Annotated in this window: 14 protein-coding genes; 9 read left to right on the top strand and 5 right to left on the bottom strand. The window is 35.5% G+C overall.

Going from position 1 to position 11,823, the window contains the following annotated elements; genetic code table 11:
* Positions 1-14 precede the first annotated feature (14 nt).
* Together EV143_RS05165 and EV143_RS05160 are read right to left on the bottom strand one after the other, a co-directional pair.
* Positions 15-803, bottom strand: coding sequence for an alpha/beta hydrolase (locus EV143_RS05165; RefSeq protein ID WP_133506903.1), 789 nt, complete (start codon positions 801-803; stop codon positions 15-17).
* Positions 804-850: 47 nt separating this feature from the next.
* The gene (locus EV143_RS05160; RefSeq protein WP_133506902.1) at positions 851-1,267 is read right to left on the bottom strand and encodes an OsmC family protein; all 417 of its coding nucleotides are present in this window, start codon (positions 1,265-1,267) and stop codon (positions 851-853) included.
* Between the two features lie 504 nt (positions 1,268-1,771).
* On the opposite strand from EV143_RS05160, the gene EV143_RS05155 reads away from it, so the two are divergent.
* The gene (locus EV143_RS05155; protein WP_208111256.1) at positions 1,772-2,368 is read left to right on the top strand and encodes a hypothetical protein; all 597 of its coding nucleotides are present in this window, start codon (positions 1,772-1,774) and stop codon (positions 2,366-2,368) included.
* Between the two features lie 199 nt (positions 2,369-2,567).
* Here the strand turns inward: EV143_RS05155 and EV143_RS05150 are convergent, their stop codons facing one another.
* The 3 genes from EV143_RS05150 to EV143_RS05140 form a co-directional block, all read right to left on the bottom strand.
* Positions 2,568-3,380 (bottom strand): SDR family NAD(P)-dependent oxidoreductase, encoded by an 813-nt coding sequence (locus EV143_RS05150; RefSeq protein ID WP_133506901.1) that lies wholly within the window; start codon positions 3,378-3,380, stop codon positions 2,568-2,570.
* A 226-nt stretch (positions 3,381-3,606) separates the two neighbouring features.
* The gene (locus EV143_RS05145) at positions 3,607-4,194 is read right to left on the bottom strand and encodes a TetR/AcrR family transcriptional regulator (RefSeq protein ID WP_133506900.1); all 588 of its coding nucleotides are present in this window, start codon (positions 4,192-4,194) and stop codon (positions 3,607-3,609) included.
* 153 nt (positions 4,195-4,347) lie between these two features.
* The gene (locus EV143_RS05140; protein WP_133506899.1) at positions 4,348-4,683 is read right to left on the bottom strand and encodes a winged helix-turn-helix transcriptional regulator; all 336 of its coding nucleotides are present in this window, start codon (positions 4,681-4,683) and stop codon (positions 4,348-4,350) included.
* Between the two features lie 244 nt (positions 4,684-4,927).
* Between EV143_RS05140 and EV143_RS05135 the strand changes: the two genes are divergently transcribed.
* The 8 genes from EV143_RS05135 to EV143_RS05100 all read left to right on the top strand — a co-directional run bounded on the left by EV143_RS05135 (position 4,928) and on the right by EV143_RS05100 (position 11,730).
* Positions 4,928-5,671: an SDR family oxidoreductase gene (locus EV143_RS05135; protein ID WP_133506898.1), complete on the top strand. Its 744-nt coding sequence runs from the start codon at positions 4,928-4,930 to the stop codon at positions 5,669-5,671.
* 400 nt (positions 5,672-6,071) lie between these two features.
* A complete protein-coding gene (locus EV143_RS05130) occupies positions 6,072-6,644 on the top strand; it encodes a Crp/Fnr family transcriptional regulator (RefSeq protein WP_133506897.1) in 573 nt (190 codons plus the stop codon).
* 480 nt (positions 6,645-7,124) lie between these two features.
* Positions 7,125-7,679 (top strand): YceI family protein, encoded by a 555-nt coding sequence (locus tag EV143_RS05125; protein WP_133506896.1) that lies wholly within the window; start codon positions 7,125-7,127, stop codon positions 7,677-7,679.
* A 5-nt stretch (positions 7,680-7,684) separates the two neighbouring features.
* Entirely contained in the window at positions 7,685-7,903 is a 219-nt protein-coding gene (locus EV143_RS05120; RefSeq protein WP_059118813.1) for a tautomerase family protein, read from the top strand.
* A gap of 5 nt (positions 7,904-7,908) precedes the next feature.
* Positions 7,909-8,643 carry an SDR family NAD(P)-dependent oxidoreductase gene (locus EV143_RS05115; protein WP_133506895.1) on the top strand — a complete coding sequence of 245 codons (735 nt, stop codon included), beginning with the start codon at positions 7,909-7,911 and terminating at the stop codon, positions 8,641-8,643.
* A gap of 1 nt (position 8,644) precedes the next feature.
* Entirely contained in the window at positions 8,645-9,094 is a 450-nt protein-coding gene (locus tag EV143_RS05110; RefSeq protein ID WP_133506894.1) for a nuclear transport factor 2 family protein, read from the top strand.
* A gap of 15 nt (positions 9,095-9,109) precedes the next feature.
* Complete coding sequence (locus EV143_RS05105) at positions 9,110-10,198, top strand: NAD(P)H-dependent flavin oxidoreductase (RefSeq protein ID WP_166638119.1); 1,089 nt, start codon at positions 9,110-9,112, stop codon at positions 10,196-10,198.
* Between the two features lie 227 nt (positions 10,199-10,425).
* Positions 10,426-11,730, top strand: coding sequence for an epoxide hydrolase family protein (locus tag EV143_RS05100; RefSeq protein ID WP_133506893.1), 1,305 nt, complete (start codon positions 10,426-10,428; stop codon positions 11,728-11,730).
* Positions 11,731-11,823: the final 93 nt, after the last annotated feature.

Below are 11,823 nucleotides of genomic sequence, written 5' to 3'. Positions count from 1 at the left end.
TCACCATTAATAATTTATAATTTTTTAGACGCTGCAATTATAACTTTCGCTACAGCTTCTGGCTGTGAAATAAACACTACGTGACTTCCTTTTATTTCAGTAATTTTTGTGTTAGAACGTTTGTACATGGCACGCTCAATAGAAGGAGCAATACTTTTATCTTCAGTAGCTACAATTCCGTAAGCCGGTTTATCTCTCCAGGCAGCTTTAGTAATTGGAGTTCCAAAACCTTTTGCATAAAATGCACCTTGCGAAGCGAACATAAAATCAGCATCTTCTTTGCTAAGATCACCGGCAAAACCAGCGTGAAATTTAGCTTTGTCATAATAAACAACTCCTTTATCATCTGGAGCCAATACACCATTTTCGGGTGCTGGCGGAGCAGTTTGCAGCCATTGAATAGTGTTTTCTCCATTATCCGGCTGAAATGCAGCGATGTATACCAATGCAGCTACTTTTGGGTGATTTCCGGCTTCAGTAATAACAGTTCCGCCCCATGAATGTCCAACCAAAATTGTTGGTCCGTCTTGTTTATCCAAAGCTAAATTTGTTACTCTCACATCATCTTCAAGAGAGCTTAACGGATTTTGAACTATCGTTACATTATATCCTTTTTTAGTCAAAATTTGATACAATCCTTTATATCCTGAACCATCTGCAAAAGCCCCGTGAACCAGTACTACATTTTTAATTTGAGGAGTTGTTTGTGCGTTTACATTTGCTGTTGCGAATAATAAACTAAAGATTAAAGCGGCGAACACTAAATAAGATTTCAATTGTTCTTTTACATATTTTGTTTTCATAATTTATAATTTAAATTGTTATTGATTTTTGAGATTGTTATTGATATTTAGTTTAAAGTAACAGCTAAAGTAATTTCAGTATTTAATAATTTTGAAATTGGACAAATTTCTTTTGCTTTTTGAGCAGTTTGCTGAAAAACTTCTTCAGAAATTCCAGGTACTTTTCCGGTAAGTTCTAATTGAATTAAAGTAATAGTTCCGTCTTCGAAAGTTACTTTTGCAACAGTGTCTAAATTTTCCGGAACAAATCCTGCTTCAGAAAGTAAAAAGCTTAATTGCATCGTAAAACAGCCAGAATGTGCCGCAGCGATTAATTCTTCAGGATTAGTTCCTACGCCTTCTTCAAAACGGGTTTTAAAAGATAATTGTGCTTCGTTTAGTGTTGTGCTTTGTGTACTGATGGTTCCTTTTCCTTCCATTCCTGTACCTTTCCAATTTGCGTTTGCTCTTCTTGTAAATTTCATGATTTCTATTTTTTAAAGTTGTTTTTAAATTTCTCAAATCAGTTGTTTGATTTTGATAGGACAAATTTATGGTGAAGGTGTTTATTAATCAAATTAATAATTTTTTAGGGTTATTAAAATTATTTATAATAATATTATGCAAGGGATGCAGTATGGAATGGTAGTTATATTTCATTTGTATAACCTTGAAATAAAAGGAACTTGTAATACAAATGTATACCTGTTCTGGAAATTTACTCATAATTGTACTGCGTTTTCGGGTTTTGTTTTGATTGTGTTTAAATAAAAACTTAGTTTAAGTATGAAAATTTGATAGCTTTTTGATTTAATATACTTATACAAATGTTTAAGGCTAGACATGTTTGTGAAGTAGTAAAAGGAATATTATTGAGTAGCTAATGGAAAGCAAGCAATAATTCAATTAAATCACTTTTGAAATAAAAATATAAGTTCATTGATCTATTCTTTTACTATTTTCCTCAGTTCCCTTACACTCTTTTTTGTATGTTTGTGTATATTTTCCTTTCACAAATAGTGCCTTTTGAGAATCCATACCTAGAAAGATTGTATATCTTTTTAAATTATTTACAGAACAAATTAGTAGGTGAAACACAAATCGATTTTTCAAAAGGTATTTTGGATAATATTGACATGGATAGTTATCGTTTACAGTTGGAAGCAACAACAAATGTAGTTTTGGAACAAGGAGAAGATTTAAAACCAATTCCGACTGAAATGAGAGGTGGTGCATCTGATTCAGAAATCGATAGATTGTCAAATATACTGCAAACTTTTAATGACAGGTACGGTACACAATTTGAAGATGCAGATAAAGTACGTCAAATGGCTGAAAGTATTGCAAATGATGTTGCCAAAAACAATGAATTAATAAATTCCATCAGATTTTCAGACGATCAAAATGCAAGAATAACAAGTGATAAAGTTGTTGGAGAAGAACTATTAAAGCACATTACAACAAACTTTGATTTATTTAAATTGTATTCTGACAATAAAGAATTCAAAGAAGATTTTTCTGCTATGATGTATGGAGTTGTAAAAGATCTAATTCAAAAAGGGTTTAATAATACATCACATTTTTGATATTTAGAATTTCCTTATGAAATCCCTAGCCTTAATGGGAGCAACATCCTTTTGTGCAGGTCCAGAGGCTTCGGGAGGTGTAAAAGATATAGCAAACAGCTGATTCCGAAATCTCGGGATATCCCAATAAAAAAAACGGAACCATTTCTCCTAAAAGAAACAGTCCCGTTTTCAATCAACTTAAAAAAAGAGAAATAAATTATCCGTGTGCGGCTACAGACACGTCAGCCCATTCTTCCCACGTTTTTATTTTTTGTTCGTAAGTTTGTTTTGCGAATGGCAAAGCAACTTTTCCTAAGAATAGGCGTAGAGGAGGGTTTTCGGCTTCAACCAATTTAATAATTGCCGGAACTGTAGCGCTAGTTTTTCCGAAAGTATCAGGATCGTGACCTTCTGCAAGAGCTTTTTTGATTCCGTCATAAGCATCGATGCTTTCGCTGTTGAATCCGTTACCCCAGATATCAGTAACATAACCGTTTGGTTCAACCAAAGTTACATTGATTCCGAATTGTTTTACTTCTGAAGCCAACGTTTCAGTAAGACCTTCCACAGCAAATTTAGACGCGTTATATAAACCAATTATTGGTAAAGTGGCGATTCCTAAAATAGAAGAAACCTGAATAATATGACCGCTTTTTTGATTTCTCATAATTGGTAAAACCGCTTGTGTTAACCAAAGAGTTCCAAAGAAATTAGTTTCAAATTGATCTCTCGCTTCTTTTTCGCTTGCTTCTTCAACCGCTCCGTTCAAAGCATATCCTGCATTGTTGATCAGGATATCAATTTTTCCGAAATGCTGTTGTACTTTTTCTACTACTGCAAACGACTCTGCGCGGTTGTTTACGTCTAGTTTCAACGGTAAAATAGCATCTCCATATTGTGCTTTTAAGTCGGCTAGGGTATCGATATTTCTGGCTGTTGCAGCTACCTTGTATCCTTTTGCTAAAAATGCTTCTGTCCAGGCTCTTCCGAATCCTTTTGACGCTCCTGAAATTAAAATTGTTTTTGACATGAGTTCTAGTTTTTAATTGTTAATGGTAAATTGTGAATGATTAATTATGAGTTATGAGTTATGAGTTATGAGTTATGAGTTATGAGTTATGAGTTATGAGTTATGAGTTATGAGTTATGAGTTATGAGTTATGAGTTGCTTTCGATTGATTTTTAATTTTTAATTCCTGATTTTTAATTTTTTTCTTTAATAAGTGACCGAAAGGTCATTTTTTAAAGAAAAAAAATTAGAGGCTGTTTTCCTCTATTATTTTTTTAAGGGTTTTGGTGATAACTTTCATTTTATCATTACTGCCTGACATTCTTGACATTAAATGACCGCCTTCCATCATGGCGAAAACTACCGTTCCGAAATCTTCGGCGTTCCAGTCCGGTTTAAATTCCCCGTTTGCGATTCCTTTATTGACGCTATTAGCCAGCAATTGCTGATTGAACTGAATTCCTCTGTTGATTTTCTCTTTTACAATAGGGTTAGTGTCATCAGCTTCTGTTCCGAAATTCAATAACGGACAACCTCCGGTTAAGGGCGGATTTACAGCATTACTAAAAAAATCGATATAAGTGAACAATTCCTCTTTTGCAGTTTTACTTTTACTAATTTCAGATACCAGTTTATCGCCCAATACTTTCATATTATGATCGACTGCGGCACAAGCCAGGACCTCTTTATTTTCAAAATGAACGTACATGCTTCCTTTAGACAATTTGGTAGCCTCCATAATATCACTCATAGCTGTTGCGGCAATCCCTTTTGTATTAAAAATTGGGGCTGCTTTTTCTATAATGAATTGTCTGGTTTCTTCTCCTTTTGTCATGATAGGTTTCTATTTAACACTGCAAATATATGACCGATTGGTCATATATGCAAATTTATTTTGTTTTTTATGATAAATTTCACTTTTGAGGTATGAGTTAAGAGTTAAAGGTTAGGAGTTTACATTGTACATTCATAACTTATAATTTATAACTCATAACTTATTAGCAATATGTTTCCGATGTGCGATTCCCCATTTAATCATTTCTGAAATTATGGGTCCGAAAGATTGGCAATAGGGCGTAGATTCGTAAAGTATGGGTACTTTGGCATCGCGGTCTTCGGTTCTTTTTACCAGATTATTCAATTCCATATCCTTCAGTTCTTTCGAAAGCATTCTTGAAGTAATGCCCGGAATACTTTGCTGAATTTCCTTAAATCTGTTATTACCGTTACAGATGGAATTGATTATAGGCAGTTTCCATTTGCCACCCAAAACATAAATAGTATCCTGAAGCGCCTGAAATTCTTCTTTCTGATTTCTTTCCATTGGTAATAATTTTAGACTAAGATATAAAAACATTCTTTTTTACCATATAAGCTATATAAGTTCATTTAATTCTTTCACTCTATTATTAATATGGCTTAAAAACATTCCATTAGACTACCACCAGCTTTATTGAACTTATATAGTTTATATGGTGAAAAACATAATTCGGTATACTCCATGATACCACTGAAAAAGCAACCTGTTTTCCCATTTAAATTTGTACCGTTAATTTAAAAACATAAAAATGAACGATTTTAAAAATAAAGTTGCAGTAATCACAGGCGGAAACAGCGGAATCGGATACGCAACAGCAAAACAATTGAAAGAACAAGGCGCAACGGTTATCATTACCGGAAGAAGAAAAGAGGCGATAGCGAAAGCAGCTTCAGATTTGGGTGTAACTTCTATTGTTGCAGATCAGTCGAATATTGGTGACATCGAAAATCTGGCTTTAAAAGTAAAAGATGATTTTGGTAAAGTTGATATTCTTTTTATCAATGCCGGAATCGCAGGTTTAGGAAAAATCGAGCAAGCAACCGAAGCTTTATTCGATAGTATTATGAATGTCAACTTCAAAGGCGCTTATTTTACCTTAAGCAAATTTATTCCCATTTTAAAAGACGATGCTTCGGTGGTTTTTCTTTCTTCAAATACCGCGAGTATGCCAGGTCCGGGATCATCCATTTATTCTTCAAGCAAAACTGCTTTGAATTCGGTTATGAGATCAGCGGCTTTAGAACTGGCTCCGAGAAAAATCAGAGTAAATTCAGTTAGTCCGGGTCCAACAGAAACAGAAGTCATGAACAAAGTCGGTTTAGACAAGGAAACCATTAAAACGATTATGGATGTAGTGGTCGATAAAATCCCACTACAACAAATGGGAACTTCAGAAGACGTTGCCAAAATGGTCGCTTACCTAAGCAGCGACGCTTCAAAATTCATTACCGGAGCTGATTTTATTATGGATGGGGGGATGGTTCTTGCTTAATTTTTAAGGTTCAAAGTTGCAAAGACTCAAAGCGACAAAGGTTTTTTCAGATTCTGAGTAGCTAAGTTGCGAAGGTTCTGAGGTTTTTTCCTATTGTCATCCTGAGCGAAGTCGAAGGCTTTTGAAACGTGAAAAATTGGAATTTGGAATTTAAAAAATTGGAATTTTAATTTTAATTAGGAGCTATTCCTGCTGTCCTTCCCAATCTTTTGTGGCTCCCGAAGCCTCGGGACCGGAACAAAAGGATTTTCCCTCCCATCAGGGCTAGGAAACTCGTTTTCAAAAGAAACAACAAAGATCAAACTTAGTCCCGAAGCTTCGGGATAGTACCTCAGAAACTCAGCAACATTATAAAAAACCTTTGTACCTTTGAGCCTTTGCAACTCAGAACCTTCTCTAAATGGAATCCAAAGAAATCCTAAAGCAACACATCTCCAAAACGGCTTCATTAACAGATGAAGAATTCGATTATTTCTTTTCTCATTTTAAAACACAGACTTTTAAAAAAGGGCAAACTATTATTAGTGAAGGGGATAAGGTTGATTGTGAGTATTTTGTAATTTCAGGTTGTTTAAAGGCTTTTTTTATTAATGATGAAGTCAAAATGTACATATTGCAATTTGCAATGCCAACATGGTGGACTTCTGATTATACGGTTTTATACAATCAAACGCCTGCGACTATAAACGTCGATTGCATTTCTGATGTAGAATTGCTTTGTCTTTCTAATGCTGATCGCGAAAAACTTTGCAATGAATTTCATCAGGTCGAACATTTTTTCCGCTGGAGAACCAATAAAGGATATATTGCTTCTCAAAAAAGGCTTTTATCCTTTATGAACAATAATGTAAAAACCCGCTACGAAGAACTTTTAGCGCTTTATCCTCAACTTTATAATTTAGTTCCAAAACATTTGATTGCTGCTTATCTGGGTGTTTCAAGAGAAACGTTAAGCAGACTTTATAATCCTTAATTTTTTTACAAGAGATTTTACAGATTAAAAATGATTTTTGTTTCACGCAGATTTTAAAAAGATTTAAGCAGATTTTTATTGATTCCTGTTTTTCCGATGTAGTTTGTCATCCCTCGTTCCCTGAAATCAGAAGATTGGGGTTACTTTGCGTTTCAAGGGATTTTAATCCATTCTACGTACGCAAGATGCCAATCTTTATCGAGCTTCTTGCGGAGATCTCGTTCCTCGGGATGACAAAAATGAGAATAAAAAAAGTGAGTACTAAAACTTTGCGTCTTCGCGCCTTTGCGAGAATATAAAATTAAGCATAGTTTAAAAAAAAAATCTGCGCACATCTGCCTAAATCCCTTAAAAATCTGCGTGAAACAAAAAACGCATAATTCCACCCCAAAATCAGAATGTGATCTACATCACGTAACCAATTTCTATAGTCGCCGTTCCTTTGCCTTGTACTTTTAAACACAATTAAATACAATAAAAATGGAAACAACAAATTTTAAAATCGTAAGCACAAATAGCAAAATCGATTGGACTGGTAGAAAAGTTACTGGTGCACATAATGGTACAATTGGTATCAAAGAAGGTAATTTCATCTTGAATGATGGAAAAGTTAAAGGTGGTAACATTATCATCGACACAACTGCAATTGAAATTCTGGACGTAACAGATCCGGCAACAAATGCACAATTTGCAGGTCACCTGGCTTCGGATGATTTTTTCTCAAGCGAAAAATTTCCTACTGCAACATTTGATATTCTTTCAGTAAAAGAAGTTTCAAACAACAGCTATTATTTAGAGGGAAATCTTACCATAAAAGATATTACACATCTTGTTGGTTTTGAGGCGCAAGTAGCGCATAACGGAAATTCTATTTCTCTTTCCGGAAAATTGGTAATTGACCGTACTAAATACGATATCAAATTCCGTTCAGGTAATTTCTTTACCAATTTGGGAGATACTTTAATCTACAATGACTTTGATTTAGATTTTAATATCACAGCCGAAGCTATATTTTCAGGACAATCTAAAAACTAAAAATCATGCCTTACGTAAAAATCGAATTGACCCGCGAAGGAGTTACTCGCGAGCAAAAACAGGAATTAATTAGCGGTATTACCAATTTAATTACCGATGTATTAAACAAAGATCCACATTTAACTCACGTTGTCATTCAGGAAGTGGAGTTAGACGATTGGGGTTACGCAGGAGAACAAGTATCAGTTTTAAGAGAAAAAGGCATAACAGCCGATAAAAAATAAATATCATGAAAAAACAAACCATAATCGTTACCGGAGCAGCTTCAGGTATCGGAAAAGGAATCGCCAAATACTTTTTAGAAAGAGGCGATAACGTAGTCATCAATTCAGTAACACCAGCTTCATTAGAAAATACTTTTAATGAATTTGGAGCAGGAGAAAACCTTGCCATGTTTGCCGGAGACATAAGCAACAAACAAACAGGCGAACAATTGGTGAAAATTGCCTTAGAAAAATTCGGTTCTGTAGATGTATTGGTAAACAATGCCGGAATTTTTGACAGTAAACCATTTTTAGAAGTTGACGAAGCTTATTTAGATAAGTTTTTGACAACCAACCTAAAAGGAACTTATTTTACTACACAAGCCGTTGTTCCGCAAATGCTGAAACAAAAAGACGGAGTTGTAATTAATATTGGAACGCCACTTGTAAACCACGGTTTAGGCGGATGGCCGGCTACAGCACCAATTGCGAGTAAAGGAGCCATTCACGCTATAACAGTTCAATTGGCGGCAGAATTCGGAAAACAAAACATCAGATTTAATACCGTTGCACCTGGCGTTATTCGTACACCAATGCATGGAGACAAAGCCGATTTGAGCGCTGGTTTACATTTATTAAACAGAGTAGGAGAAATCGACGATGTTGCAGAAATGGTATACACTGTTGCAAAAAGCACTTTTATTACCGGTGCCATCATCAATGTTGACGGTGGTAAAGCAGCAGGACATAATTTAAACTAAAGTGAAAACTATTTTATTAACCGCTTTTATGCTCTGGAGTTTTCAGGGCATGAAAGCACAACCTAAAGGTAAAATGGAAAATCAAGCAGAAATTGCAGTCATTACAGATGCCGTTGAAAATTATTATTTAAAAGGTATTTACGAAGGAGATGTCATACGCCTTGGAAGTATTTTTCAACCGGGAACATTTGTTTATGGAGATGTAAAGGGGCAGCCTTATTTTAAAACCGCAGAACATTATCTGGATGGCGTAAAAAACAGACAAAGTCCGAAAGATTCCGGAAAACCTTTTAAAGGTGAAATTCTGGAAATTAAAGTGGTGAATTCGATCGCTGTAGCTGAAGTTAATCTAAAAATGTACGATTTTAATTATCGGGATTTTTTATCTTTCCATAAAATTGATGGAAAATGGCTTATCGTCAATAAAATGCTGACAGACTTAAGTGAATAAACTTTAAAAGAAGAAATGATGTGGTACAATACAAAAGCTACAGAATTATTGGGTATTCAATATCCAATTCTGCAAGGACCATTTGGAGGTAATTTATCAACAGTAGAACTCACTGCTACGGTTTCAAACGCTGGCGGACTTGGCGGCTACGGAGCCTACACAATGTCTCCACAGGAAATTTATGAGGTAGACAAGCAAATAAAAGCAGCAACAGACAAACCGTATAACATCAACCTTTGGGTTTCAGATCATGATATTCCTGATTCTGGGTTAACCGATGAAAAATACAATCAGGCCAAGGCATTGTATAAACCTTATTTTGATGAGGTTGGAATTCCGTTACCGGAAAAGCCAGTTCCATTTCAATCCAGGTTTGAAAATCAATTGGAAGTAATTTTAGACATCCGTCCGAAAGTATTCAGTTTTATGTTTGGAGTTCCTTCAGCCGATGTTCTAGAACAATGTCGCAGATTAGGAATTGTTACTGTTGGTGCAGCGACTACTTTAGACGAAGCCATTTTTCTGGAAGCAGCAGGAGTAGATATGATTATCGCATCTGGTTTTGAAGCCGGCGGACACCGACCATCATTTTTAGCTTCAGCAGAATCATCTGTAACAGGAAGTTTTGTATTACTGCAATTGATTCGCGAAAAAGTAAAAATCCCCGTTATTGCGGCAGGCGGAATTGCAAACGGAAAAGGCGTTGCAGCAGCATTGGCGCTAGGAGCAGATGCAGCTCAAATAGGAACCGCATTTCTAGCCACCGATGAATCGAATGCATTGCCTATTCACAGAGAAATGTTATTTTCAGATGCTGCAAAATATACCACTTTATCTCGTGCGTATACAGGAAGACTTGGCCGTGGAATTACCAGCAGAATTGCCAAAGAAGTTTTAGGCAGAGAAGAAAACATATTACCATTTCCGCTGCAAACCACACTTATGGCGCCGTTACGAAAAGCGGCTCTCGATCAACAAAAATGGGATATGATCTTATTTTGGGGCGGACAAATTGCTCCAATTTTAAAACATAAAAAAGCAAAAGAATTAATGGATTCTTTAATAAAAGAAACTTCACAATATTTCGGCGATCTGAAAGCTTAATTTAAGTTGTTAAACACAGATTGTTTTAAAAGAACCTACACTTGTAGGTTCTTTTTTTGTTTACAAATAGGCCTAAAGTATTATTTGAAAATTTTCAGGTTTCTGTATGTCCGTTTCAGGATTCACTTCGTCTGTTTAACCTATTTCCTCATTTTAAAAGGGCTGTAACCATTATACTTTTGACGAAGAAATTAACTGATAAACATATAATTTAAAAAATCAAAACAATGGAAACAATTCAAAATAAAATAAGTTTTCTGAATGCAATTGCAGCAGGAACTTTTATGCTGATCGCCACAGCTGGCTTCGCACAGCAAAAACAAATACAAACTAAAAATGATTCAGAAGCAATTCGTCCGTACCGTATTAGTATTTCTCAGGAAGCAATAACAGAACTCCGTAATCGTGTAAACGCTACAAGATGGCCTGATAAAGAAACCGTAACAGATCAATCTCAAGGATTGAAATTACAGCAAATTCAAGGTCTTGTAAAATATTGGGGAACTGATTATGATTGGCATAAAACAGAAGCCAAACTAAATGCATTGCCTCAATTTGTTACCAATATCGACGGATTGGATATTCAATTCATTCAAATAAAATCAAAACATAAAAATGCACTGCCACTAATTATTACACATGGCTGGCCGGGATCTTTCTTTGAACTTCTAAAAGTAATTGGGCCGTTAACAGATCCAACAGCTTATGGAGGAAAAGCCGAAGACGCTTTTGATCTTGTAATTCCGTCAATGCCGGGCTATGGTTTCTCAGAAAAACCAAAAGGAACAGGTTGGGGACCGGAAAAAATTGGAAATGCCTGGGATGTTTTAATGAAACGTTTGGGGTACAAACAGTATGTATCTCAAGGCGGTGACTGGGGTTCAGTAATTGCAGATGCCATGGCACGCCAGGCTCCGGAAGGATTATTAGGAATTCACTTAAATATGCCTGCAACAGTTCCTGCAGCTATTTCAAAAGCTTTACAAAATGGAGATCCGGCACCTGCAGGATTATCAGTAAAAGAAAAAGCAGCTTTCAATTCACTTAATAAATTATATACCAAAGGTGCAGGTTATGCCGGAATGATGGTTACACGTCCGCAAACTTTAGGTTACGGACTTACAGATTCTCCTGTTGGTCTGGCTTCATTCTTCCTGGATAAATTCAACGATTGGACTTATAGCGGAGGAAATGCTGAAAAATCCTTAACCAGAGACGAAATGCTGGATGACATCTCATTGTACTGGTTTACCAATACCGCAAATTCATCGGCACAATTGTATTGGGAAAACAACACCAACAACTTTAATGCTGTAGAGCAAAGAACGAATGAAATTAAAATTCCGGTTGCGATTACCGTTTTTCCCGGAGAAATTTATCAGGCACCAAAAAGCTGGGCCGAAAGAGCATACAAAAACCTGATTTATTTTAATGAAGTAAACAAAGGCGGACATTTTGCTTGCTGGGAAGAACCACAACTTTTTACCATTGAACTTCGCGCCGCTTTTAAATCATTGAGAAAAGGCAATTAAAAATTAGAAATTAAAAATTAAAGTCAGTCCAAAGTTTTTTCATAATTACTCTATGTGTTTTATATAAACCCACAGATTAAGCATTAAATACAT

It is taken from the genome of Flavobacterium chryseum, from assembly GCF_004362015.1.
Classification (GTDB): Bacteria; Bacteroidota; Bacteroidia; order Flavobacteriales; family Flavobacteriaceae; genus Flavobacterium.
The sequence above is the reverse complement of the archived record's forward strand: the minus strand, read 5'-3'. Positions and strand labels throughout refer to the sequence as shown.

Excerpts from the sequence above, each read along its gene's own strand:
- EV143_RS05165 (WP_133506903.1), bottom strand. The coding sequence starts at position 803 with ATGAAAACAAAATATGTAAAAGAACAATTGAAATCTTATTTAGTGTTC.
- EV143_RS05145 (WP_133506900.1), bottom strand. The coding sequence starts at position 4,194 with ATGACAAAAGGAGAAGAAACCAGACAATTCATTATAGAAAAAGCAGCC.
- EV143_RS05155 (WP_208111256.1), top strand. The coding sequence starts at position 1,772 with ATGTTTGTGTATATTTTCCTTTCACAAATAGTGCCTTTTGAGAATCCA.
- EV143_RS05130 (WP_133506897.1), top strand. The coding sequence starts at position 6,072 with ATGGAATCCAAAGAAATCCTAAAGCAACACATCTCCAAAACGGCTTCA.
- EV143_RS05125 (WP_133506896.1), top strand. The coding sequence starts at position 7,125 with ATGGAAACAACAAATTTTAAAATCGTAAGCACAAATAGCAAAATCGAT.
- EV143_RS05105 (WP_166638119.1), top strand. The coding sequence starts at position 9,110 with ATGATGTGGTACAATACAAAAGCTACAGAATTATTGGGTATTCAATAT.
- EV143_RS05150 (WP_133506901.1), bottom strand. The coding sequence starts at position 3,380 with ATGTCAAAAACAATTTTAATTTCAGGAGCGTCAAAAGGATTCGGAAGA.
- EV143_RS05120 (WP_059118813.1), top strand. The coding sequence starts at position 7,685 with ATGCCTTACGTAAAAATCGAATTGACCCGCGAAGGAGTTACTCGCGAG.
- EV143_RS05100 (WP_133506893.1), top strand. The coding sequence starts at position 10,426 with ATGGAAACAATTCAAAATAAAATAAGTTTTCTGAATGCAATTGCAGCA.
- EV143_RS05160 (WP_133506902.1), bottom strand. The coding sequence starts at position 1,267 with ATGAAATTTACAAGAAGAGCAAACGCAAATTGGAAAGGTACAGGAATG.
- EV143_RS05115 (WP_133506895.1), top strand. The coding sequence starts at position 7,909 with ATGAAAAAACAAACCATAATCGTTACCGGAGCAGCTTCAGGTATCGGA.
- EV143_RS05135 (WP_133506898.1), top strand. The coding sequence starts at position 4,928 with ATGAACGATTTTAAAAATAAAGTTGCAGTAATCACAGGCGGAAACAGC.
- EV143_RS05140 (WP_133506899.1), bottom strand. The coding sequence starts at position 4,683 with ATGGAAAGAAATCAGAAAGAAGAATTTCAGGCGCTTCAGGATACTATT.